The organism is Serratia sp. LS-1, from assembly GCF_003719595.1.
Lineage (GTDB): Bacteria > Pseudomonadota > Gammaproteobacteria > Enterobacterales > Enterobacteriaceae > Serratia > Serratia ureilytica.
In genome coordinates this window covers 4,949,264-4,972,679 of sequence record NZ_CP033504.1, presented here as the reverse complement: position 1 = coordinate 4,972,679, position 23,416 = coordinate 4,949,264, and the positions used below count along the sequence as shown (strand labels likewise).

Annotated in this window: 19 protein-coding genes; 12 read left to right on the top strand and 7 right to left on the bottom strand. The window is 61.6% G+C overall.

The window, feature by feature from the left end; all coding sequences use genetic code 11:
• Window positions 1-22 precede the first annotated feature (22 nt).
• The 4 genes from EDY99_RS23670 to mgtA form a co-directional block, all read right to left on the bottom strand.
• Complete coding sequence (locus tag EDY99_RS23670; protein WP_046688125.1) at window positions 23-289, bottom strand: hypothetical protein; 267 nt, start codon at window positions 287-289, stop codon at window positions 23-25.
• A gap of 62 nt (window positions 290-351) precedes the next feature.
• Window positions 352-930, bottom strand: a complete 579-nt coding sequence (locus EDY99_RS23665; protein WP_123062110.1) for a hypothetical protein — start codon at window positions 928-930, stop codon at window positions 352-354.
• Window positions 931-1,071: 141 nt separating this feature from the next.
• Complete coding sequence (locus tag EDY99_RS23660; RefSeq protein ID WP_123062109.1) at window positions 1,072-3,465, bottom strand: beta-N-acetylhexosaminidase; 2,394 nt, start codon at window positions 3,463-3,465, stop codon at window positions 1,072-1,074.
• Window positions 3,466-3,676: 211 nt separating this feature from the next.
• Window positions 3,677-6,385 (bottom strand): magnesium-translocating P-type ATPase, encoded by a 2,709-nt coding sequence (gene mgtA / locus EDY99_RS23655; protein WP_123062108.1) that lies wholly within the window; start codon window positions 6,383-6,385, stop codon window positions 3,677-3,679.
• A gap of 424 nt (window positions 6,386-6,809) precedes the next feature.
• On the opposite strand from mgtA, the gene treR reads away from it, so the two are divergent.
• The 3 genes from treR (at window position 6,810) to treC (ending at window position 11,034) form a co-directional block, all read left to right on the top strand.
• Window positions 6,810-7,757: a trehalose operon repressor TreR gene (treR, locus tag EDY99_RS23650; RefSeq protein ID WP_123062107.1), complete on the top strand. Its 948-nt coding sequence runs from the start codon at window positions 6,810-6,812 to the stop codon at window positions 7,755-7,757.
• Window positions 7,758-7,886: 129 nt separating this feature from the next.
• The gene (treB, locus tag EDY99_RS23645; RefSeq protein ID WP_033651452.1) at window positions 7,887-9,302 is read left to right on the top strand and encodes a PTS trehalose transporter subunit IIBC; all 1,416 of its coding nucleotides are present in this window, start codon (window positions 7,887-7,889) and stop codon (window positions 9,300-9,302) included.
• Between the two features lie 67 nt (window positions 9,303-9,369).
• Window positions 9,370-11,034 carry an alpha,alpha-phosphotrehalase gene (treC, locus tag EDY99_RS23640; protein ID WP_123062106.1) on the top strand — a complete coding sequence of 555 codons (1,665 nt, stop codon included), beginning with the start codon at window positions 9,370-9,372 and terminating at the stop codon, window positions 11,032-11,034.
• A 28-nt stretch (window positions 11,035-11,062) separates the two neighbouring features.
• On the opposite strand, the gene EDY99_RS23635 is transcribed toward treC, so the two are convergent.
• On the bottom strand, window positions 11,063-11,587 hold the full coding sequence (locus EDY99_RS23635) for an NAD(P)H-dependent oxidoreductase (RefSeq protein WP_123062105.1): 525 nt from the start codon (window positions 11,585-11,587) through the stop codon (window positions 11,063-11,065).
• A gap of 105 nt (window positions 11,588-11,692) precedes the next feature.
• Here EDY99_RS23635 and EDY99_RS23630 point away from each other — a divergent pair, with 105 nt between their 5' ends.
• From EDY99_RS23630 to nrdG, 3 genes are all read left to right on the top strand, one after another.
• Entirely contained in the window at window positions 11,693-12,607 is a 915-nt protein-coding gene (locus EDY99_RS23630; protein WP_123062104.1) for a LysR family transcriptional regulator, read from the top strand.
• A gap of 244 nt (window positions 12,608-12,851) precedes the next feature.
• On the top strand, window positions 12,852-14,990 hold the full coding sequence (nrdD, locus tag EDY99_RS23625; protein WP_123062103.1) for an anaerobic ribonucleoside-triphosphate reductase: 2,139 nt from the start codon (window positions 12,852-12,854) through the stop codon (window positions 14,988-14,990).
• 168 nt (window positions 14,991-15,158) lie between these two features.
• Complete coding sequence (gene nrdG / locus EDY99_RS23620) at window positions 15,159-15,623, top strand: anaerobic ribonucleoside-triphosphate reductase-activating protein (protein ID WP_117187880.1); 465 nt, start codon at window positions 15,159-15,161, stop codon at window positions 15,621-15,623.
• 350 nt (window positions 15,624-15,973) lie between these two features.
• On the opposite strand, the gene EDY99_RS23615 is transcribed toward nrdG, so the two are convergent.
• Both EDY99_RS23615 and EDY99_RS23605 read right to left on the bottom strand, forming a co-directional pair.
• Window positions 15,974-17,122 (bottom strand): YaaC family protein, encoded by a 1,149-nt coding sequence (locus EDY99_RS23615; RefSeq protein ID WP_122017079.1) that lies wholly within the window; start codon window positions 17,120-17,122, stop codon window positions 15,974-15,976.
• A 511-nt stretch (window positions 17,123-17,633) separates the two neighbouring features.
• Window positions 17,634-18,692 (bottom strand): permease, encoded by a 1,059-nt coding sequence (locus EDY99_RS23605; RefSeq protein WP_123062102.1) that lies wholly within the window; start codon window positions 18,690-18,692, stop codon window positions 17,634-17,636.
• 227 nt (window positions 18,693-18,919) lie between these two features.
• Between EDY99_RS23605 and phnF the strand changes: the two genes are divergently transcribed.
• The 6 genes from phnF to phnK are packed head-to-tail and all read left to right on the top strand — an operon-like array spanning window position 18,920 to window position 23,403.
• Window positions 18,920-19,648, top strand: a complete 729-nt coding sequence (phnF, locus tag EDY99_RS23600) for a phosphonate metabolism transcriptional regulator PhnF (RefSeq protein ID WP_047025109.1) — start codon at window positions 18,920-18,922, stop codon at window positions 19,646-19,648.
• Entirely contained in the window at window positions 19,649-20,092 is a 444-nt protein-coding gene (gene phnG / locus EDY99_RS23595) for a phosphonate C-P lyase system protein PhnG (protein ID WP_015376438.1), read from the top strand.
• A gap of 3 nt (window positions 20,093-20,095) precedes the next feature.
• Window positions 20,096-20,677 carry a phosphonate C-P lyase system protein PhnH gene (gene phnH, locus EDY99_RS23590; RefSeq protein ID WP_047025108.1) on the top strand — a complete coding sequence of 194 codons (582 nt, stop codon included), beginning with the start codon at window positions 20,096-20,098 and terminating at the stop codon, window positions 20,675-20,677.
• Entirely contained in the window at window positions 20,677-21,762 is a 1,086-nt protein-coding gene (locus EDY99_RS23585; RefSeq protein WP_123062101.1) for a carbon-phosphorus lyase complex subunit PhnI, read from the top strand. The genes phnH and EDY99_RS23585 overlap by 1 nt, the downstream gene beginning before the upstream one ends.
• A complete protein-coding gene (locus EDY99_RS23580) occupies window positions 21,755-22,615 on the top strand; it encodes an alpha-D-ribose 1-methylphosphonate 5-phosphate C-P-lyase PhnJ (protein ID WP_016929301.1) in 861 nt (286 codons plus the stop codon). Before EDY99_RS23585 ends, EDY99_RS23580 begins: the two co-directional genes overlap by 8 nt.
• Entirely contained in the window at window positions 22,615-23,403 is a 789-nt protein-coding gene (phnK, locus tag EDY99_RS23575; protein WP_016929302.1) for a phosphonate C-P lyase system protein PhnK, read from the top strand. Before EDY99_RS23580 ends, phnK begins: the two co-directional genes overlap by 1 nt.
• Window positions 23,404-23,416 lie beyond the last annotated feature (13 nt).

The window sequence follows — 23,416 nt, the reverse complement described above, 5'->3', positions numbered from 1 at the left end:
GTGCAGACTGGCCGTTTTTACATTACTTGAATGCTGGGCGCCGACGGACACAACCCAGAGTTTCCGCTGCTGGAGAGGATGAAGCGTTAACCTGTTTTACCGCCTGTTTTAAAACGGCGATAACCTCTTCTCGCGAAGCCGTAATCGGTTTGCCGCGAGGCGTTATGCGGTCAATCTGTTCAGATGTATAGGTGTTCACTGCATCTACACCTTCCATGCCGAATTTATACACCTTCAGCTCATAAGAGGCAGGTTGTGTTACCTGACGTTTTGTTGACTTTATCACCATGCGAACCTCCTGTGACCCCACCGGCATTTCGTCATTATTGCGCAAATTTCATCCACCTTCAATTATGAGGCCGGCGGCAAAAAACCTTCCTGGAACCACAGGAAAAGCGCCTCAGCATCTCGATAAAGTATCTGTTTGAGCCCCCCGGTGAGGTCAACAAATTGATGATAATTTATATAATAATCAGCCAACTCCGTATTAATCGGCGATATTAAACGCAAACCTGCGCATGCCGTATCCACCATAAAGAGCACGGCGACATAGAGCGCAAAACGCAGCGTATTGCCATCAAGGCTCGAGTCTCTAATCCGAAAGTTTTGCAGCATCTCAATATTTAACATCGCCAGTTGCTCGCCAGCCGCCGGACAAAATCGGCAGATACAGGCGCCTGCCGGCCGGTCATCGATGCCCTGTATCTTAAAACTAAACGTAAAACCGTCAGGATCGTCCAACGCGGCGCCATTCAACGCCCAGGGAATACGGCGCTCTTCAGGTTGTTGGCGAGCCAACGCAACGCACCACTCAAAATCTTCAGCCTTCATCATTTGCACCCGGACGCCATACCCGGCCTCAGCAAAGAGGTCATTGGCTGCAGCCAGTGCGCGTTCTCCAATCAATCGGACATTAAAAACCTGCGGCATTATCAATCCCTTGAATGCGTAAACCGTATTGAATGAACAAATCGGGCTGGATTTTACAACCAGCCCGTCGTTTCTGCTCTTTCAACCACATCGCAATGTCGAGATATGGAATACGCCCCGCAGTTTCTTCGCCACCTCTCCTTACGGCGCCATTTGCATCCCACGCAGCAGCGCCTCCAGCGGGTACACCGCCGCAATCACCACTTCGTCGCGCGTCTGCGCCGCCGCATCCAGCTGGCGCTGCGCTTGCTCGGCCTCGGCCCGGCTCAGCGGTTTGCCCTGCTGATGGCGATCCAGCAGCGTTAAGCCCAATGCGGCCAAGGCACCGACGTCCTGCGCCACCGGCGCCAGCTCCCGCAGCGTGCGGTTGCCCGCGATCGCCGTCTGCAGCGCCGCGCCGTTCGCCTGCCAGCGCTGCAGCCGTTCGCGCAGCGCCTGCGCCGCCGCCTTATCGCGCTTATCCTTCAGCAAAGCCGCGACCTGCGCATGCATGGCGCGCACCGCCTCGCTCTCCGGCGGCAGCGCATCGGCAAAGCGGTTCAGCGGTTCGAACTGATGATAGTTGCCGGCCTGGAACTTCAGGTGCTGGCGGGTGTAATACTGCGCCGGTTCCACCGCCTCGGCCAGGATCTGCAGCGGCATGATCTGCACGCTGTTGCTCAGCCGGGTGAATTCGCGCGCCGTTTCCGCGTGCTGCTGCAGGCCGACCGACACCACCGACCAGGCGTCGATCGCCGCCAGCCGCCGGTACATGTTGCTTTCGTCGGTGACGTCCTGCGCCGACCACAGCCTCTCCGCCACCGCAAAGGCGCGCGGCCACAGCTTGAGATCGATCAGCGGCGCACGCACGTTTTCCGCCCACAGCGCCGCTTCCCCGCCGAGGATCTTGGCCTGCCCCTTCTCATCCGGCACCACCGGCATCTTGCCCGCCGGCGCCGCCGCCAGTTTCTCGCCCTGGGTGGGGTAACGCACGTTGCCGACCAGCGTATAGCCGCTGAGCTTGTCCTGTTGCAGCGTAAATACCGGCCGCGTGTCGCCCATCCAGGTATCGACGCGGAACGTCACCTGCTGCGGCGTGCGCCAGACGATATCGTGCACCGCGCGGCGCGACTTGCCGTTGAAATCGATAAAGCCGCGCCAGCCCTGCTTGCCCTCGATCAGCGTGAAGCTGCCCTCCACCGCGCTGCCCTTCAGGCGCGGCATGCTGAAACGCCAGCTTTGCGCCTGCTCGCCGGGTTGCACCGCCGTTTCGACCCCCAGCGGCTGCGGCAGAATTTCATTGCGGTAGTGATAGGCGGTGCTTTGCGGCTGATCGAGATAGAAACCGGTGGAGAGAATGCCCTGATAGCCGTCCTGGGCGCTGGCGCCCAGTGAGTCTTGCCCCTGCCAGGACTGAATGACGATCGAACGCGGCAGCGACGGATGATAGATCTCGTCCCAGCCGACCATCTGCCGCTGGTGCTTCTCGAGAACCTTTTCCAGCTTCTGGTTGAAGTAGGCCTGCAGCGCATGGGTATCCGCCAGCCCGTTCTGCTGCATAAACGCCTGAATCGACGGCGACGCCCGCCACTGGCTGGCGTCCACTTCGTCGCCGCCGATGTGCAGATAAGGATCGGGGAAGATCGCCGCCAGCTCGCCGACGATCGTATCGACAAACTGATAAACCTCGTCGCGGGTCGGATCGAGCGTCGGCTTATGCACGCCCCACTCGCGCTCCATGCGATACGGCCCCGGCGCGCTCATCAGGTCGGGATAGGCCACCGCGATGCTGGAGGCGTGCCCCGGCATGTCGATCTCCGGCACCACGCGAATGCCGCGCGCCGTGGCGTAAGCCACCACCTGCTGCATTTGCTCACGGGTGTAGAACAGGCCGTCGCTGGCCTGCTGCTGCAATTTGGGGTAATGCTCGGAGGCGAAGCGCCAGCCCTGATCGTCGCTCAGGTGCCAGTGCAACACGTTGAGCTTGGCCGCCGCCATGCCGTCAAGCTGGCGCAAAATGTCCGGCAGCGGCAGGAAATGGCGCGCCGAATCCAGCAGCACGCCGCGCCACGGAAAACGCGGCACGTCGCGAATATCCACCAATGGCAGGAAAGTGTTTTGCCCATCGGTCTGCAGCAGTTGCAGCAGGGTCTCCATGCCGCGCAGCGCGCCAAAGCGGGTGTTGGCGGTCAGCGTGGCGCCCTGCGGCGTGACCGCCAGCCGGTAACTCTCATCGCTGCCCGGCAGCGGCTGCGCCGCCACCCGATCCTTGATCACCACCTTGATCGCCGCCCCGTTTGCTTCTTCCCTCGGCGCCAGCGTCCAGCCGGTCTGCAACTCGATGCGCTGGCGCCAGCGCGGCAGCGCGTCGCCCAAATCATCGCCCTGGAGGCTTAACGACAGCCGGTGATCCAAAATCAGTTTGCCCGCCGGTTGCGTCACTTCCACCTGCTGCGGCCAGGGCATCAGCGGCAAATCACCCGCCGGCTGCGCCAGCGCGCCGCAAGAAAACCATAACGATGAAGCCAGTAGCGTATAACGGAAAGGTCTGTGCATCGGAAATTCCTCAGAGGAAAAAAACAAAATATCCCCAATGAATTTCAAACCACCGCTAGGCGATAAACAACAACGCGTTGGTTTGAAAGGCGCAGGGGAAAACAGCCAACGCTGTAGATAAAGACTTAGCACAGAACAGATGTCCAACCGTTGCGGTGAAAAAGCGGACGGGATCACAGTTGCCCCCTCCCGGCCGGAGGGGGCGAACGGGTTATTGCCAGCCGTAGCGGCGCACGAACCAGCCTTTCACGCACTGGGTCAGCACCATGTAACCGGCGAGGATCAGCACCAGCCACGGGAAGTAACCGAGCGGCAGCGCCTGCAGCTGCAGGAAGCCGGCCAGAGGCGAGAACACCAGGCCGATGCCGGTGGCGATCACCGCCAGCGTCATGATGCACAGCGGCCAGGACGGGCGGCTCTGGATAAACGGAATTTTGCGCGTGCGGATCATGTGCACGATCAGCGTTTGCGACAGCAGCCCTTCCACGAACCAGCCGGACTGGAACAGCGTCTGCATTTCCGGCGTGTTGGCCTTGAATACCCACCACATCAGGCTGAAGGTCAGCACGTCGAAGATCGAACTGATCGGCCCAAAGAACACCATAAACCGCCCCAGATCGGCGGAGTTCCAGCGCTGCGGCTGGGTTATCTGATCGTCGTCGACGTTATCGAACGGGATGGCGATCTGCGAGATGTCGTACATCAGGTTCTGAATCAACAGGTGCAGCGGCAACATCGGCAGAAACGGCAGGAAGGCGCTGGCGATAAGCACGCTGAACACGTTGCCGAAGTTGGAGCTGGCGGTCATCTTGATGTATTTCAGCATGTTGGCGAAGGTGCGGCGCCCTTCGATCACCCCCTGCTCCAGCACCATCAGGCTTTTTTCCAGCAGGATAATGTCCGCCGCTTCCTTGGCGATGTCCACCGCCGAATCGACGGAGATGCCGATATCGGCCGCGCGCAGCGCCGGCGCGTCATTGATGCCGTCGCCCATAAAGCCCACCACGTGCCCCTGGCGGCGCAGCAGTTTGACGATGCGCTCCTTGTGCAGCGGCGTCAGCTTGGCGAACACCGTGGTGCGCGCCGCCGCCTGCGCCAGCTGCTCGTCGTCCATCTGCTCGATCTCGCTGCCGCGCAGCAGGTGCTCGGCCTCGAGCCCGACGTCACGGCACACTTTGGCGGCCACCAGCTCGTTGTCGCCGGTGAGGATCTTCACCGTGACGCCGTTCTGTTTCAGCGCCGCCAGCGCCGGTGCGGTGCTTTCCTTCGGCGGATCGAGGAAGGCGACGTAGCCTTCGAGGATCAGATCCGACTCGTCCGCCACGCCGTATTCATGGGTTTGCGCCGGCAGGATCTTGTTGGCCACCGCCACCACCCGCAGCCCCTGCTGGTTGAGATCGTCGGTGATGCGACGGATCCTCGCCAGCAGCGCCTCGCTCAGCGGGATCACCTCGTCTTCGTGGCGCACGTGGCTGCAAATCGCCAGCATCTCTTCCAGCGCGCCCTTGCACACCAGCTCGTGATACTCGTTGTCTTTGGCCACCACCACCGACATGCGGCGGCGCACGAAGTCGAACGGGATCTCATCCACCTTGCGGTAGTTTTGCAGCGCCTGCGGCTGCTGATTTTGCTCCGCGCAGCTCAGCACCGCCACGTCGAGCAGGTTTTTCAGCCCGGTCTGGTAGAAGCTGTTCAGCCAGGCGTAGCGCAGCACCCGCTCGCTGCTGGCGCCGAACACGTCGGTATGGCGCTCCAGCACGATCTTGTCCTGGGTCAGAGTGCCGGTCTTGTCGGTGCACAGAATGTCCATCGCGCCGAAGTTCTGGATGGCGTCCAGCCGTTTGACGATCACCTTCTGGCGCGACAGCTTCACCGCCCCTTTGGCCAGCGTCGAGGTGACGATCATCGGCAGCATCTCCGGCGTCAGCCCGACCGCCACCGACAGCGCGAACAGCGCCGCCTCCCACCAGTCGCCCTTGGTGTAGCCGTTGATCAGCAGCACGATCGGCGTCATCACCAGCATAAAACGGATCAGCAGCCAGCTGACCTTGCTGATGCCGCTCTGGAAGGCGTTCGGCTGCTCATCCTGGCTGGTGACGCGCTGCGCCAGCTGGCCGAAATAGGTGCCGCCGCCGGTGCCGATCACCATCGCCAGCGCGGTGCCGCTGACCACGTTGGTGCCCATGAAGCACAGGTTCTGGCAGTCGAGCGGATCGGCCGCCGACAATTGCGGCGCGGCGGATTTCTCCACCGGCAGCGATTCGCCGGTCAGCGCCGCCTGGCTGATGAACAGATCCTTGGCCGACAGCACGCGCAGATCCGCCGGGATCATGTCGCCGGCCGCCAGCTTGATGATGTCGCCCGGCACCAGCTGCGCGATCGGCAGCTCCACGTGCTCGCTCTTGCCGGTGAGCGCATCGCTGCGGATCACCGTGGCGGTGTTGCTCACCATGGCCTTCAGCGCGTCGGCCGCCCGGTTGGATCGCGCCTCCTGGATGAAATTCAGCAGCGTGGAGATCAGCACCATCAGCGCGATCACCAAGGCGCCGGTCAGATCCTCGGTGGCGTAAGAGATCATGCCGAGCGCGGTCAGCAGCAGGTTGAACGGGTTGCGGTAGCAGTGCCAGAGGTGTTGCCACCAGGCCTCTTTCTGCTGATCGTCGATGACGTTCTCGCCGCAGCGCTGGCGCACCTGTTCCGCCTCATGGGCGGTGATGCCTTCCGGATGGCTGTGAAAACGCTCAAACAGCTGCATCGTTTCTGCGGCGGCGCATTCCAGCCGCTGCTGCGCCAGGCCGGCCGGCATGTCGCGCGCAGCGCCGCCGACGCTGTCCAGCAGGCTGTCGCGGCGCACCAAACGGCGCGGGAGGCTGCGGGCGAACAGGCCCAGCAGCTGACGGGGGAGTTTTTTCAGTTTCATGGGTCGCACCTCGTCGCCCGGTGCCTCACGGCAGCGGGTAAACGGGGATCGTCATCGGCCGGGCGGATGGCGGGTGCGCCAAAAAGCCTCTGCCAACGCAGATCCTTATTCTTTTTTTCAGCAGCAGGAGCGAACGACGAAGCGCGCGCTACCGGTTACCGTGATGTACTTCACCGGTAAAACAGCAGCGCCAGGCGGAGAGGTTTTACCGGAGAACCGAGTGAGTGTCTAAAGCAGTCGGGTCGGGGTCCATATGGGGAATAACCTCCTGTAAAGGGAAAAACAGAGCGGCAGGAGCGGCCGTTCATCGCAATGTCACAATCCCGTTTTGCATCAAGATCCGCGTCGGAAAATGAGCTATGCTGACGGGCATTGTTTTACAGGCCTTTATGTTACGCCTGTCCACCTCAACGAAAAGTAAACCATGCAAAACCGGCTGACCATCAAGGACATCGCGCGCCTGAGCGGCGTAGGCAAATCCACCGTCTCACGCGTGCTGAACAATGAAGGCAGCGTGAGCCCGCAAACCCGTGAACGGGTGGAAGCGGTGATCCGTCAGCAAGGGTTTACGCCCTCCAAGTCGGCGCGCGCCATGCGCGGCCAAAGCGACAAAGTGGTGGGCATCATCGTTTCCCGTCTCGACTCGCCGTCGGAAAACCAGGCGGTGCGCACCATGCTGCCGCTGCTGTATCAGCAAGGCTTCGATCCGATCGTGATGGAGAGCCAGTTCGAAACCCGCCTGGTGCAGGAGCATCTGCACGTACTGCATCAGCGCAACGTCGACGGCGTGATCCTGTTCGGCTTCACCGGCCTGACCGCGGCGATGCTCAAGCCGTGGCAGGAAAAAATGGTGGTGATGGTGCGCGAATACGACGGCTTCTCGTCCGTCTGCTACGACGACGCCGGCGCGGTGAACCTGTTGATGGATCGCCTGTATCAGCAAGGGCATCGGCATATCGGCTATCTGGGGGTGCAGCTCAGCGACGCCACCACCGGCCAGCGCCGCTACCAGGCCTATCTCGACGCCTGCGAACGCCTCACGCTCACGCCGCGCGCCACGCTGGGCGAGCTGAGCTACCAGAGCGGTTTCCAGCACGCCGCCGAGGTGATCGATGCGCACACCAGCGCGCTGATTTGCGCCTCCGACAGCATCGCCCTGGGGGCGATCAAGTACCTGCAGCAGCAGCCGACGCATACCATCCAGGTGTGCGCCATCGGCAACACCCCGCTGCTCAGCTTCCTGTTCCCCGACACCCTGTCGGTGGAGTTCGGCTACGGCAGCGCCGGCCTGCTGGCCGCGCAGCAGCTGCTGTCGCAGCTCAGCGGCGAGCAGGGGATCCGCCGCCTGGTGGTGCCCAGCAAACTTTCCTGATCGGAAGTTGACCATTTTTCATCATTTTGTGATCCTCGCCCCAAACCGGGAACGTTCCCATTTCATTCAAAATGCCGAGTGGCTAAGCTTTGATCATTACTCAGTCAACACCTCTGCAGGTATCCCATAATGAGCAAAGTAAAACAGCAGGATATTGATCGCCTGATTGTTTTGGTCGGCGGCCGCGAGAACATCGCCACCGTCAGCCATTGCATTACCCGGCTGCGTTTCGTCCTCAACGATCCCAACAAGGCGAAACCGAAAGAGATCGAAGAGCTGCCGATGGTCAAGGGTTGCTTCACCAACGCCGGGCAGTTCCAGGTGGTTATCGGCACCGACGTCGGCGACTACTATCAGGCGCTGATCGCCAGCACCGGCGTCAACGAGGCCGACAAGGAGCAGGCCAAGGTGGCCGCGCGCCAGAACATGACCTGGACCGAGCGCACCATCTCCCACTTCGCCGAGATCTTCTTCCCGCTGCTGCCGGCGCTGATCAGCGGCGGTCTGATCCTCGGCTTCCGCAACGTGATCGGCGACATCCCGATGTCCGGCGGCCAAACGCTGGCGCAGATGCACCCGGCGTGGAAAACCGTTTACGACTTCCTGTGGCTGCTCGGTGAAGCGATCTTCATGTTCCTGCCGGTGGCCATCTGCTGGTCGACGGTGAAAAAGATGGGCGGCACCCCGGTGCTCGGCATCGTGCTGGGCGTCACCCTGGTGTCGCCGCAGCTGATGAACTCCTACCTGCTCGGCCAGCAAACGCCGGAAGTGTGGAACTTCGGCTGGTTCGTGATCCAGAAAGTGGGCTATCAGGCGCAGGTGATCCCGTCGATCCTGGCGGGCATGGCGCTGGGCTGGATCGAAACCCGGCTGAAAAAGATCGTTCCCGACTATCTCTATCTGGTGGTAGTGCCGGTGGTCTCGCTGCTGCTGGCGGTGTTCCTGGCGCACGCGCTGATCGGGCCGTTCGGCCGCATGATCGGCGACGGCGTCGCCTGGGCGGTGAAATCGGTGATGACCGGCAGTTTCGCGCCAGTGGGCGCCGCGCTGTTCGGCTTCCTGTATGCGCCGCTGGTGATCACCGGCGTGCACCAGACCACGCTGGCTATCGACATGCAGATGATCCAGAGCATGGGCGGCACCCCGGTGTGGCCGCTGATTGCGCTGTCCAACATCGCGCAGGCCTCGGCGGTGCTCGGCATCATCATCATCAGCCGCAAGGCCAACGAGCGTGAAATCTCGGTGCCGGCGGCGATCTCCGCCTACCTCGGCGTGACCGAACCGGCGATGTACGGCATCAACCTCAAATACCGCTTCCCAATGCTGTGCGCGATGATCGGCTCCGCGATCGCAGGCCTTATCTGCGGGTTGGACGGCGTGATGGCCAACGGCATCGGCGTCGGCGGCCTGCCGGGCATTCTGTCTATCAAGCCGCAGTTCTGGCTGATTTACTCGCTGGCGATTCTGGTGGCGATCGTCATCCCGCTGGTGCTGACCATCATGGTCTACAAACGCAAGGCCGCCCGCGGCGAGCTGCCGGTTTAATTGACGCAACATGAATGTAGGAGCCTGCTCGCGCAGGCTCGTTGTCACGATTCAAAGGTATACAGCTATGAGCAACCCAATCCCCTGGTGGCAGAACGGCGTCATCTACCAAATTTATCCGAAGAGTTTTCAGGACAGCACCGGCAACGGCTACGGCGATTTGGCCGGCGTGACGCGGCGGCTGGACTATCTGCATGAACTGGGCGTCGACGCCATCTGGCTGACGCCGGTCTACGTATCGCCACAGGTGGACAATGGCTATGACGTGGCGGACTACTGCGCCATCGATCCGGCTTACGGCACGATGGCGGACTTCGAGCAGTTGGTCGCCGCTGCCCACCGGCGCGGTATCCGCATCGTGATGGACATGGTGTTCAACCACACCTCGACCGAGCACCCGTGGTTCAAGGCCGCGCAGGATCGCCACAGCCCGTATCGTCAGTTCTACGTCTGGCGCGACGGCGAAGGTGAAACGCCGCCGAACAACTGGCGCTCCAAGTTCGGCGGCAACGCCTGGCAGTGGCACGCCGACAGCGGCCAGTACTACCTGCACCTGTTCGCCGCCGAGCAGGCGGATCTCAACTGGGAGCACCCGCCGGTACGCGAAGAGCTGAAGAAAGTGTGTCAGTTCTGGGCGGACAAAGGCGTCGACGGCCTGCGCCTCGACGTGATCAACCTGGTGTCCAAACAGCAGGACTTCCCGTCCGACAGCCAGGGCGACGGCCGCCGCTTCTACACCGACGGCCCGCGCATCCACGAGTTCCTGCAGGAGATGAGCCGCGACGTGTTTCAGCCGCGCGGCCTGATGACGGTGGGCGAGATGTCCTCCACCACGCTTGAGCATTGCCAGCGCTACGCGGCGCAGAGCGGCGAAGAGCTGTCGATGACCTTCAACTTCCATCACCTGAAGGTGGACTACGCCGGCGGTGAAAAATGGACGCGGGCGGCGCCGGATTACGTGGAACTGAAGCAGATCTTCCGCCACTGGCAGCAAGGGATGCATAACCGCGCCTGGAACGCGCTGTTCTGGTGCAACCACGATCAGCCGCGCATCGTGTCGCGCTTCGGCGATGAAGGCGCACTGCGGGTGCCGGCCGCCAAAATGCTGGCGATGGTGCTGCACGGCATGCAGGGCACGCCTTATATCTATCAGGGCGAAGAACTCGGCATGACCAACCCCGGCTTCTGCGCCATCGAGCAGTATCGCGACGTGGAAAGCCTGAACATGTACGCCGAACTGCGCGCCCAGGGCCGCAGCGACGCCGAGCTGCTGGCGATCCTGGCCGACAAATCGCGCGACAACGGCCGCACGCCGATGCAGTGGAGCGCCGCGCCCCACGCCGGTTTCACCACCGGCACGCCGTGGATCGGCTGCGCCGAGAACTACCCGCAGATCAACGCCGACGCGGCGCTGGCCGATCTCGACTCGGTGTTTTACGCCTATCGCCAGCTGATCACCCTGCGCAAGCAGTATCCGCTGCTGACCCACGGCGACTATCAGGATCTGGCGCCGGAACACCCGGCGCTGTGGTGCTATCAGCGCAGCTGGAACGGCCAGCGCCTGCTGGTGGCGGCCAACCTGAGCCGCGAACCGCTGGCCTGGGCGGCGGAAGGCGTGGAAGCTTCCGCGCAATGGCGCCCGCTGATGAGCAACTACGCCGATTCGGCGGACCAGCCGCAGGCGCTAACGCTGCGGCCGTTCGAAGCGGTGTGGTGGCTGCTCGAAGACTGACCCCGCAGGGCGCGGCGAACGCTGCGCCCTACCATTTCCCCAGCAGCGCCGCCACGCCGGCGGCCGCTTGCGCCAACTGCTCATCGCTCATGTCGCTCACGCCCTGCACCAGATGCGGCGGCAGATAATCCATGCCGGTCAGGTTGGCCATGGCGTGGAACGGCAGCAGCAGATCCTGCACCGGATAACGGTTATACCCTTGCGCCGTATAAGCCTGCGCGTCGCCGCCGGTGCTCACCACCAGCTGCAGCGGCTTGCCGTGCAGTTGGGTGCCTTCGCTGCCGTAGGCAAAACCGTAGGTTAATACCGCATCCTGCCATTCGCTGAGGATCGCCGGCGAGCTGTACCAGTAAAACGGGAACAGCATCACTACCGCATCATGGCTCTGCAGCAGCGCCTGTTCGCGCGCCACGTCGATGCGGTAATCCGGATACGCGCGGATCAGTTCGTGAACGGTCACGTTGGGCAGCGGGCGTACGGCCTCGATCAGCGCCTTATTAATGCGCGACTCGTCGGGGGTGCGGTGGGCGGTTAACACTAAAATGCGCGACATGCATGGTTCCTCGGTCATAAGAAGATGAGGCATTTTTCCATTTCCGCCGCTGCGGGTGTAGGCTGTTAGAGGTCACTTCAATTTCAACTGAAAGTATCAACCACTATGTCGCTGCCCTTTGACGTACACCGCCTGTTGCCGGCCTTCCTCGCCGCCGCGCAGGCGCAAAATTTCTCCGCCGCCGCTCGCCAGCTGGGCGTGACGCCGGCAGCGGTCAGCAAAAACATCCGCGCGCTGGAAGAGAAGCTGGCGCTGCGGCTGTTTCAGCGCAACACCCACAACGTGCTGCTGACCGACGAGGGCAAAGCGCTGCTGGCGCAGGTAGCGCCGCTGTGGCAGGCATTGGCGGCGACGCTGGAAAGCGCCGGCAGCGAACGGCAGGCGCCGGCCGGGGTGGTGCGCGTCACGATGATCCCCGGCTTCGGCCGCCAGATGCTGATGCCGTTGATCCCGCAATTTTTGGCGCGCTATCCGCAGATCGATCTCGATCTGTCGCTGGACGCCCGGGTGGTGAATCTGGTGGGCGAAGGTTTCGACGTCGGCATCGGCAGCCGGGTCGATCCCGACAGCCGGCTGGTGGCCCGCCCGCTCTACCCGATGCACATGGTGCTGGCGGCGTCGCCCGACTATCTGGCGCGGCGCGGTGAACCGCAAACGCCGCACGATCTGCTGCGGCACGACTGCCTGCTGCACCGCAACCCGGCCAACGGCCGCCACGTCAAATGGCAGCTGCGCCATCAGGGCGAAACGCTGGCGCTGGATCTGAACGGCCGGCTGGTAGCCAGCCGCCCGGAAATGCTGCTGGATGCGGCGCTGGCCGGGCTGGGCATCGTCAACCTGGCGCGCTGGTACGTCGAGAAACACTTCGAGCAGGGCACGCTGCGGCCGGTGCTGGCGGAATGCTGGCCGCGCCCGGTGCAGCTGTGGCTCTATTACGCTTCGGCGGATCTACCGCCGCGGGTGCGCGTCTGGGTCGATTTTCTGCTGGAACATTTTCGCGATCGGCCGGCGGGCGATTGACGACTGTTCAGCTTGCGCACGCTCTTTCGTTTTCCTTGTTCTACATCAAAAGAATCGCGCCGATATCTATATATAGTGCATTAAGAATTGCGAACACCTATATATAGTAGTTATCCACAAAATCATCCACACGCCGCCACAGCCCTTGCGCGCTGCGGCTTTGCCCTGTGGATAAGCGAAATTTGACGGTTGCTCGCCACGCCAGGCGGGTATGAACGCTCCCTCGGGGAACAAGGAGTACAATGTGAAACCAGTAGTGATTAAGCGGGACGGTTGCCAGGTACCTTTTGACGAAGCGCGCATTGCGCAGGCCATCGAGCGCGCCGCGCTGGCGGTGGGCGTGGTCGATGCCGACTACTGCGCCACCGTCGCCCGCGTGGTCGCTCAGCGCATGGAGCAGCAGCCGCGCGTCGATATCCACGAGATCCAGCAGGCGGTGGAAAACCAGCTGATGGCCGGCGAATACAAACAGCTGGCGCGCGCCTATATCGAATACCGCCACGATCGCGACGTGGCGCGCGAGCTGCGCGGCCGCCTGAATCAGGAAATTCGCGGCCTGGTCGAGCAGAGCAACCGCGCGCTGCTGAACGAAAACGCCAACAAGGACAGCAAGGTGATCCCCACCCAGCGCGACCTGCTGGCGGGCATCGTCGCCAAACACTACGCCAAGCAGCACATCCTGCCGCGCGACGTGGTGCTGGCCCATGAACGCGGCGAAATTCACTACCACGATCTCGACTACTCGCCGTTCTTCCCGATGTTCAACTGCATGCTGATCGATCTGAAAGGCATGCTGACCAACGGCTTCAAGATGGGCAACGCCGAGATTGAGCCGCCGAAGTCGATCTCCACCGCCACCGCCGTGACCGCGCAGATCATCGCCCAGGTCGCCAGCCATATTTATGGCGGCACCACCATCAACCGCATCGATGAAATTCTGGCGCCGTTCGTCGACGAGAGCTTCCGCAAACACCTGCAGGTGGCGGAAGCGTGGCAGATCCCGGATGCCAAAGGCTATGCCATGGCGCGCACCGAGAAAGAGTGTTACGACGCCTTCCAGTCGCTGGAGTACGAGGTCAACACCCTGCACACCGCCAACGGCCAGACGCCGTTCGTCACCTTCGGCTTCGGCCTCGGCACCAGCTGGGAGTCGCGCCTGATCCAGCGCTCGATATTGAAAAACCGCATCGCCGGGCTGGGCAAAAACCGCAAGACCGCCGTATTCCCCAAACTGGTGTTCGCCATCCGCGACGGCCTCAACCACCAGTACGGCGATCCGAACTACGACATCAAGCAGCTGGCGCTGGAGTGCGCCAGCAAGCGCATGTACCCGGACATCCTCAACTACGATCAGGTGGTGAAGGTCACCGGCTCGTTCAAAACGCCGATGGGCTGCCGCAGCTTCCTCGGCACCTACGTGCAGGACGGCGAGCTGGTGCACGACGGCCGTAACAACATCGGCGTCATCAGCCTCAACCTGCCGCGCATCGCGCTGGAGGCGATGGGCGACGAGTCACGCTTCTGGGCGCTGCTGGATCAGCGCCTGCAGCTGGCGAAAAAGGCCCTGATGACGCGCATCGCCCGGCTGGAAGGCATCAAGGCGCGGGTGGCGCCAATCTTGTACATGGAAGGCGCCTGCGGCGTGCGGCTCAAGGCCGACGACAACATCGCGGATATCTTCAAGAATGGCCGCGCCTCGATTTCGCTGGGCTATATCGGCCTGCACGAGACCATCAACGCGCTGTTCGGCGGCAAAAACCACGTGTATGACGACGAAGCGCTGCGCGCCAAAGCGGTGGCGATCGTCGCGCGGCTGCGCGCCGCCGTCGACGCCTGGAAAGACGAGACCGGCTACGGCTTCAGCCTCTACAGCACGCCGAGCGAAAACCTGTGCGATCGCTTCTGCCGGCTGGACACCGCCGATTTCGGCGTGGTGCCGGGCGTCACCGACAAGGGCTATTACACCAACAGCTTCCACCTCGACGTGGAGAAGAAGGTCAATCCGTACGACAAGCTGGACTTCGAAGCGCCCTACCCGCCGTTGGCCAGCGGCGGCTTCATCTGCTACGGCGAGTACCCGAACCTGCAGCACAACCTGAAGGCGCTGGAAGACGTGTGGGACTACAGCTACAGCCGGGTGCCTTACTACGGCACCAACACGCCGATCGACGAGTGCTACGAGTGCGGCTTCACCGGTGAATTCTCCTGCACCAGCAAAGGCTTCACCTGCCCGAAATGCGGCAACCACGACTCGGCCAAGGTCTCGGTCACCCGCCGGGTGTGCGGCTATCTCGGCAGCCCCGATGCCCGGCCGTTCAACGCCGGCAAGCAGGAAGAGGTGAAACGCCGGGTGAAACACCTCGGTAATGGGCAGCTCGGCTGAAAAGCGCCGTGCAACCTAGGCAGAAGCCTGTTCATCAGGCGTGATTGTCGCAGCCAGTTTGCCTTCGGCCAGCGCGCACCAACCGCAGCGTACACGCAGTACGTGAGGATTGGGAGCACTGCCCGGAGGCAAAATGGCCAGTAAAATAGCCTGATGGGCAGGCCTCACATGAATTATCACCAGTATTACCCGATCGACGTCGTCAACGGCCCCGGCACCCGCTGCACGCTGTTTGTCGCCGGCTGCGTGCACCAGTGCCCCGGCTGCTACAACAAAAGCACCTGGCGGCTCAACTCCGGCCAGCCGTTTACCCCAGCGCTGGAAGACCGCATCATCACCGATCTGAACGATACGCGCGTGCCGCGCCAGGGGCTGTCACTCTCCGGCGGCGATCCGCTGCACCCGGCCAACGTGCCGAGCATCTTGCAACTGGTGAAACGGGTGCGCGCCGAGTGCCCCGGCAAGGATATCTGGCTGTGGACCGGCTACCGGCTGGCGGAGCTGGACGCACAGCAAATGCAGGTAGTAGACAGGATCAACGTGCTGATCGACGGCAAGTTCGTTCAGGATTTGAAAGACCCGGCGCTGATCTGGCGCGGCAGCAGCAACCAGGTGGTGCATAGGTTGCGATGAGCTAGTGGTACAGACTCGATCTGGCAGCGCTACGGTATGGAGTTAATCTGATGGGCGGGTTTGTGCCAAATGTGGATGCAGTTAAGCCCTGTAAAGCATCATAGATTTTTTAGCAGGGTTAAGGGTTAAGGGTTAAGGGTTAAGGGTTAAGGGTTAAGGGTTAAGGGTTAAGGGTTAAGGGTTAAGGGTTAAGGGTTAAGGGTTAAGGGTTAAGGGTTAAGGGTTAAAATGGTGAGCCATATTCTTTAATTTCATCGAAAACCCACCATGCCAGTCTGAGAGGATAGCTCTTAGCAGGAAATTGTTATCAACACCCTGCTATTTTTTCATTATTTAGGTACTGAACCATTTCAAAGAATGGAAGGTTTTGTTACTTCCCTCTTTGCAAATTCAGAAGCCATAAGATAAAGAAATTGCTGAGGTTGACCAGTTATAAAATCCTGAACTCTTGGTCCGAAAACAGTATCTGTAATCGTCGGAAGATGGTGAGGTCGATATCGAGTAATTGACCCCAGATAATAAGAAAGAGCATAAATTGAAAGTAACTGCGGAAGTACCTGATTAGAATCAGTACTAGGTCTGGTATAAACATAATGCCTGCGGTAAGGCGGTATTGTCGAAACAGTGACCCAGAGATAAGGTCGTATCGAGTCAAAGAGGCCCTGAAGATAATTTGCATATTTTCTTGTATTGCAAATGAATGGGGTTGTTTGTTGAAAACATATTAATTTCCTATTCAAATTATCTAATTCAGCACAACTAACTTGAGTATAGCTTCCAGCCAAATCAGTCTCGAGAAGAAAATTTGTCGTTGTTATACCAATACGTGAAAGATCATCAGAGACAAAGTAAATATTTAACCAAATTTCGCCGCTTTCTTTATTGACATAAGGGCGTATTTCATGAACAGCAACAAAACGTTCTTTTTTGTTCGCTGCAGAAGACCAAAGTCTGTGGCCAGGCAAAATTTGGGGTAAAAGAATAGGGATTTTATATTGCTGAGGTGCAGTCAGTCCTGCTCCAGTTAAAGCCTGCATAAACTCTGAAAAATTTTGTAATTTACCCCTTGCGTTTGGGCTAGGGAATCCCTCCAAATAAGCATCATGAAGCTCTTTCCCCCCAGTCCCCAGTTGCTCTGTTAATCCATGTTGCGCTTTATCAAAGGTTACTTGCGTTCCTCTTGTCAAACAAAACGCTTTAACTAGATTCATAAAACAATAGTAAAGAGATAACGGCCTAGCAGAAACACGCTGTGTATCAATAGCCGACTCATAAAAATCTCTAGCCTGGTGAACACATGCCAATGCCTCACTTTTAGATAAATTAGGACAGTTATTCTTTATAGCTTGATCAATAATGGCCCAAGGATCAAGTGAAAACAAAAGTGGTAAAATGCTAGAGTTTCCTTTTGAGCCAGTATTTACTGGCCAAAAACTATATGGAATTAGTTTTTTATTAACTTTCAGTCTCTCTCCTGTCCGTGCTTGTGCAAGCTTCATACTTTCTCCTTTGAGCTGAGTTAAAATGAGTCGTCCGTCTCGTTCTGACTGCACGATAGATAATTAATAATATACTTTATGAAAAAACACAAAATCTTCTTATATGAATAATCAACTATGTGACTGGTCTATTAACCGCTGATTAATACATCGTGTTTAAGCTGCCAACTCTTCAACTGTGGGAACAACCCCGAGCATCCGCTCTTCGCTCAAAATCGACCACAAGATAACACGTTGTTATACCTGGAGAAACAGCCCGCCAGCCCTGAACCAATCCCCCCTCCCCCCTCGCCGATAGCGCCCCCGGATTTTCGCTTTAAATAAAGCCATTCGTTTTTCTGCCTCCGAATGGCTGAGATAAACCGCGGTGCCGTTTCTTAAGCGTTCAAGGGCGGCATCCACCCTTTCACGCAGCGCTTGCTACAGCAACATCGCCTCTACGTCCATTTCAGGTTTATTCCGCTGTTCCATTGCCATCTCCTCCTTGAGACAGCATCGGGCCACTCATCAGTTACATCAACCCCATACCCACCACGCCGGTCAGTGCGCCGCACAGCGCCACCAGCGCCGCTGTCAGGCACAGCGCACGGGCGGAGAAGGCTTTGTTGAGCATCAGCAGCGAAGGCAGGCTGACCGCCGGCAGGGTCATCAGCAGCGCCAGCGCCGGGCCTGCGCCCATGCCCGCCAGCATCATGGTCTGCACGATCGGGATTTCCGCCGCGGTGGGGATAACAAACAGGCAGCCGACGATCGCCAGGCCGATGATCCACAGCAGGCTATTGTCGACGGCGCCGTCAGCGTGCGGGAACAGCCAGACCCGCGCCGCGCCCAGCGCCAGCACCGCCAGCACGTAGATCGGGATGGTCGACCAAAACAGCGCCCACAGCGCTTTGCCCCAGCGGGCGAGGAACGGCTGCTCGTCGTTCTGCGCCATCATCATCACCGGCGGCTGCGGCGCGGCGGGTTGCGGATCGTTGGCGGTCACGCGTTGCACCAGCCAGGCGATGCCCAGCACCATCACCACACCTGCCACCAGGCGGATGGCGGCGAACGGCCAACCGAGCACAAACCCCATGAACACCAGCGTCGCCGGATTCAATACCGGGTTGGCGAGCCAAAAGGCCAGCGCGGCGCCGCTGGACACCGACTGGCGGCGCATGCCGGCGGCAACCGGCGCGGCGCAGCAGGTGCACATCATGCCCGGCAGCGCGATCAGCGCCCCCAGCACGGTGCCGGAAAAACGCCGGTGGCCGAGCGTGCGCGCCAGCCAGTCGCGCGGGATCAGCACCTGCACCAGCGAACCTAACAGCACCCCGAGCAGCGCCGCCTTCCATACTGCGGTGAAGTAGACCAGCGCGTACTGCCAGGCCGCCAGCCAGGGGCTCGCGGCGCCGTCGGCCAGGATCGACTTGCCGATCGAGTGACTGTCCGCCGCCACAAACGCCTTGCCGTAGTAAGGCTGCCATTTGACGTAGTAGAGGCCGACGGCCACCACCAGCAGAAACAGGATCGGTTTCCACAGCGGCCAGGCGCGTGGGGCGTGTTCAGGGGCATTCAGAGATTGCGGCATGGTAGCGGCCAGAGTCAGTCAACAAAGGCGCCAGCATAGCGCGCCGCCGCCGCCCGTGCACGCCTGGGCTGTCCTAAATAGTTCATCTGTTCGCCACCGACGCGTAACGCGATTGTCATCTGCGCCCGGCACCATGATGCCAACGTGAAGACCACAGGTTAGACGCCCGATGAAACGCACCGCTTCCACCTTCATCGCACCGCCATCGGCATGACGAGGTTTTTATTATGATGGAGTTATCTAGACATCCGACCACTTACCCCACCCGCTATCAGCAGATCGCCGCGCAGCTGGAGCAGGAGCTGCGCACGCAGTACCGCTGCGGCGACTACCTACCTTCAGAACAGCAGCTGGCCGAGCGCTATCAGGTCAATCGCCACACCCTGCGCCGCGCGGTGGATCAGTTGGTAGAGCGCGGCTGGCTGCAGCGCCGCCACGGCGTCGGCATTCTGGTGCTGATGCGACCTTACGACTACCCGCTGCACGCCAATACCCGCTTCAGCCAGAACCTGTTCGAGCAGGGCAGCCACCCCACCAGTGAGCGCTTACTCGCTGTCTTGCGCCCGTGCAATGGGCATGTCGCCAGCGCGCTTTCGCGTGAAGAAGGCGAAATGGTGATCCACCTGCGCACCCTGCGCCGGGTCAACGGCGTGCCGATGAGCGTGATCGACCACTATCTGCCCGATCTGGAGTGGTGGCCGGCGCTGCAGCAGTTCCACAGCGGTTCGCTGCACCAGTTTATCGAACAGCACCTCCAGCAGCCGCTGACCCGCCGCCAGACGCGCATCAGCGCGCGCCGCGCGCAGGCCAAAGAGAGCCGGCTGCTGGAGATCGCCACCCACGCGCCGCTGCTGTGCGTGCGCACCCTTAACGTCCGCAGCGGCGGCGAAGACGTGGCGGAATACTCCGTCAGCCTGGCCCGCGCCGACATGATTGAACTGACGATGGAGCACTGAATGCACGCCTTAGAGTCGAGACAACGCTGGATGTCGGTGCTGGCGCACAGCCGGCCCGAGCAGCTGCGCAGCCACTGGCAGGCGCTGAACCTCAGCCCGAGTTACCGCAGCATCCGCGCGCCGGAGATCGGCCTGGCCCAGCTGCAGGGGCGCATGGGCGCCACCGGCCGCCGCTTCGTGTTGGGAGACATGACGGTCACCCGCGCGGTGGTGCAGCTGGACAACGGCGGCTACGGCTACAGCTATATCGCCGGGCGCGACAAGGCGCACGCCGAGCTGTGCGCGCTGGCCGATGCGCTGCTGCAACAGCCGGAACACGGCGAACGCCTGCAACAACAGCTGATCGCGCCGCTGGCCGCGCTGCAGCACGAACAGCGCCAGCTGCGCGCCCGGGCGATCGCCGCCAGCCGGGTGGACTTCTTTACGCTGGTGCGAGGGGATTAAGCCATGAGTTTATTGACCGGTTTTGAGCAACCGATAGACCAATCGCAGCACGCTTTCCGTTTGATTCTTAAAGCCTTGAGCGAACCGGGCCACCGGGTGACGCTGCCGGCCGGCCCGGCCTGGGCGCCGCTGAACGCCGCCAGCACCGCCGCGCTGCTGACGCTGGCCGATCAGGAAACGCCGCTGCAGCTGTGCGCTGCGCTTAAAAGTGAGCGAGTGCTAACAAACATTCGTTTTCACAGCGGCGCGCCGCTGGCCACCGCGGCGCAGGAGGTCTGTTTTGCCCTGTTCGATGAGCAGCTGCAGGCCGCCGATCTGCAGGCCTTACCGCACGGCACGGAAATCTCGCCGGAATGCGGCGCCACGGTCATCGTGCAGCTCGCCGAGCTGGAGAACGGCGCCGCGCTGCGCCTGACCGGCCCCGGCATCGAGAGCCAACGCCTGATAGCGCCGCGCCTGCCGCCGGCACTGCTGGATTACCTGGTCAACCGCCCGCAGCGCTTCCCGCTGGGGCTGGATATCTTGCTGACCTGCGGCGATCGCCTGCTGGCGATCCCGCGGACCACCCGCGTGGAGGTGTGCTGATGTACGTAGCGGTAAAAGGGGGCGAAAAAGCCATTGAGGCCGCCCATCAGCTGCAGGAACAGCTGCGGCGCGGCGAAGAGGCGCTGCCGGCGATCGGCGCGGAACACATCGAACAGCAGCTGGGGCTGGCGGTGGATCGGGTGATGACCGAAGGCGGCATCTACGATCGCGAGCTGGCGGCGCTGGCCATCAAACAGGCCAGCGGCGATCTGGTGGAGGCGATCTTCCTGCTGCGCGCCTATCGCACCACCCTGCCGCGCCTGGCGGTCAGTGAGCCGCTGGCCAGCGAAAACATGCGGCTGGAGCGGCGCATCTCGGCGGTTTACAAGGACTTGCCCGGCGGGCAGGTGCTGGGGCCGACCTATGACTACACCCACCGGCTGCTGGATTTCGCGCTGTTGGCGGAAGGCGAGGCGCCGCGCGCGCCGCAGGCCGACGAACCGCTGCCGGACAACTGCAGCCACGTGTTCGATCTGTTGTGTCGCCAGCAGCTGGCGCGGGAGGAACAGGACGACGGCAGCGCGCCGGACGACATCACCCGCAACCCGCCGGTTTACCCCTGCTCGCGCTCGGCGCGCCTGCAGCAGCTGGTGCGCGGCGACGAAGGTTTTCTGCTGGCGCTCGGCTACGCCACCCAGCGCGGCTACGGCCGCAACCACCCGTTCGCCGGCGAGATCCGCACCGGCCACGTTTCGGTGGAGATCGTGCCGGAAGAGCTGGGTTTCGCCATCGATATCGGCGAAATCCTGCTGACCGAGTGCGAAATGGTCAACGGCTTCGTCGATCCCAAGGACCATCCGCCGCACTTCACCCGCGGTTACGGGCTGGTGTTCGGCCGCGCCGAACGCAAGGCGATGGCGATGGCGTTGGTGGATCGCGCATTGCAAAGCCCCGACTACGGCGAAGGCGTCGCCGGCCCGGCGCAGGACGAAGAGTTCGTGCTGGCCCACGCCGACAACGTCGAGGCCGCCGGCTTCGTCTCCCATCTCAAGCTGCCGCACTACGTCGACTTCCAGGCCGAACTGGAGCTGCTCAAGCGGCTGCGGCAGGAATACAGCGAGCGTCAGGAGGCCCGCGATGAGTGAAGTATTGACCGGCTATAACCTCGGTTATCTGGACGAGCAGACCAAGCGCATGATCCGCCGCGCCATCCTGAAGGCGGTGGCGATCCCCGGCTATCAGGTGCCGTTCGGCGGCCGCGAGATGCCGATGCCCTACGGCTGGGGCACCGGCGGCATTCAGCTCACCGCCAGCGTCATCGGCCGCGCCGACGTGTTGAAGGTGATCGACCAGGGCGCCGACGATACCACCAACGCGGTGTCGATCCGCCGCTTCTTCCAGCGCGTCGCCGGGGTGGCCACCACCGAACGCACGCCGGAGGCCACGCTGATCCAGACCCGTCACCGCATTCCGGAAACCGCGCTGCGCGAAGACCAGATCCTGATCTATCAGGTGCCGATCCCGGAGCCGCTGCGCTTTATCGAACCGCGCGAAACCGAGACCCGCAAGATGCACGCGCTGGAGGAGTACGGCGTGATGCAGGTGAAGCTGTATGAGGACATCGCGCGCTACGGCCATATCGCCACCACCTACGCCTACCCGGTGAAGGTCAACGATCGCTACGTGATGGATCCGTCGCCGATCCCGAAATTCGACAACCCGAAAATGCACATGATGCCGGCGCTGCAGCTGTTCGGCGCCGGGCGCGAGAAACGCATCTACGCCCTGCCGCCGTTCACCAAGGTGGAGAGCCTGGACTTCGACGACCATCCGTTCAGCGTGCAGCAGTGGGACGAACCCTGCGCGCTGTGCGGTTCGCGCCACAGCTATCTGGACGAGGTGGTGCTCGACGATCGGGGCAACCGCATGTTCGTCTGTTCGGACACCGACTACTGCCGGCAGCAGCTGGCGCAATCTTCGCAAGAGGCGCAGCACTGATGACTTCCACCCCTTTGAGCACCACTCCGCTGCTGTCGGTGAACCGGCTCACCCACCTGTACGCCCCCGGCAAGGGCTTCAGCGACGTGTCGTTCGACATCTACCCCGGTGAAGTGCTGGGCATCGTCGGCGAATCCGGCTCCGGCAAAACCACGCTGCTGAAGTCGATCTCGGCGCGGCTGGCGCCGCAGCGCGGGCAGATCCTTTACCGCCCGCAGGCAGACCAGGAACACGACCTGTACGCCATGGCGGAGAGCGATCGCCGCCGCCTGCTGCGCACCGACTGGGGCGTGGTGCACCAGCACCCGCTCGACGGGCTGCGGCCGCAGGTCTCCGCCGGCGGCAACATCGGCGAGCGGCTGATGGCCATCGGCCAGCGCCACTATGGTGACATTCGCCGCCAGGCCGGCCAGTGGCTGGAAGACGTCGAAATCCCACTGTCGCGCCTCGACGATCTGCCGACCACCTTCTCCGGCGGCATGCAGCAGCGGCTGCAGATCGCCCGCAACCTGGTCACCCACCCCAAGCTGGTGTTTATGGATGAGCCGACCGGCGGGCTGGATGTGTCGGTGCAGGCGCGCCTGCTCGATCTGCTGCGCAACCTGGTGGTGGAGATGCAGCTGGCGGCGGTGATCGTCACCCACGATCTCGGCGTGGCGCGGCTGCTGGCCCACCGTCTGCTGGTGATGAAACAGGGCGAAGTGGTGGAGAGCGGCCTGACCGACCGGGTGCTGGACGATCCGCACCACCCCTACACCCAGCTGCTGGTTTCTTCGGTGCTGTCGTAACCCAAGGCGATAA

Coding starts and splice junctions, on each gene's coding strand:
- EDY99_RS23585 (WP_123062101.1), top strand. CDS start 20,677: ATGTACGTAGCGGTAAAAGGGGGCGAAAAAGCCATTGAGGCCGCCCAT.
- phnH (WP_047025108.1), top strand. CDS start 20,096: ATGAGTTTATTGACCGGTTTTGAGCAACCGATAGACCAATCGCAGCAC.
- treR (WP_123062107.1), top strand. CDS start 6,810: ATGCAAAACCGGCTGACCATCAAGGACATCGCGCGCCTGAGCGGCGTA.
- EDY99_RS23635 (WP_123062105.1), bottom strand. CDS start 11,587: ATGTCGCGCATTTTAGTGTTAACCGCCCACCGCACCCCCGACGAGTCG.
- phnF (WP_047025109.1), top strand. CDS start 18,920: ATGATGGAGTTATCTAGACATCCGACCACTTACCCCACCCGCTATCAG.
- phnK (WP_016929302.1), top strand. CDS start 22,615: ATGACTTCCACCCCTTTGAGCACCACTCCGCTGCTGTCGGTGAACCGG.
- EDY99_RS23605 (WP_123062102.1), bottom strand. CDS start 18,692: ATGCCGCAATCTCTGAATGCCCCTGAACACGCCCCACGCGCCTGGCCG.
- treB (WP_033651452.1), top strand. CDS start 7,887: ATGAGCAAAGTAAAACAGCAGGATATTGATCGCCTGATTGTTTTGGTC.
- EDY99_RS23615 (WP_122017079.1), bottom strand. CDS start 17,122: ATGAAGCTTGCACAAGCACGGACAGGAGAGAGACTGAAAGTTAATAAA.
- EDY99_RS23670 (WP_046688125.1), bottom strand. CDS start 289: ATGGTGATAAAGTCAACAAAACGTCAGGTAACACAACCTGCCTCTTAT.
- EDY99_RS23580 (WP_016929301.1), top strand. CDS start 21,755: ATGAGTGAAGTATTGACCGGCTATAACCTCGGTTATCTGGACGAGCAG.
- EDY99_RS23665 (WP_123062110.1), bottom strand. CDS start 930: ATGCCGCAGGTTTTTAATGTCCGATTGATTGGAGAACGCGCACTGGCT.
- treC (WP_123062106.1), top strand. CDS start 9,370: ATGAGCAACCCAATCCCCTGGTGGCAGAACGGCGTCATCTACCAAATT.
- EDY99_RS23630 (WP_123062104.1), top strand. CDS start 11,693: ATGTCGCTGCCCTTTGACGTACACCGCCTGTTGCCGGCCTTCCTCGCC.
- mgtA (WP_123062108.1), bottom strand. CDS start 6,385: ATGAAACTGAAAAAACTCCCCCGTCAGCTGCTGGGCCTGTTCGCCCGC.
- nrdG (WP_117187880.1), top strand. CDS start 15,159: ATGAATTATCACCAGTATTACCCGATCGACGTCGTCAACGGCCCCGGC.
- phnG (WP_015376438.1), top strand. CDS start 19,649: ATGCACGCCTTAGAGTCGAGACAACGCTGGATGTCGGTGCTGGCGCAC.
- EDY99_RS23660 (WP_123062109.1), bottom strand. CDS start 3,465: ATGCACAGACCTTTCCGTTATACGCTACTGGCTTCATCGTTATGGTTT.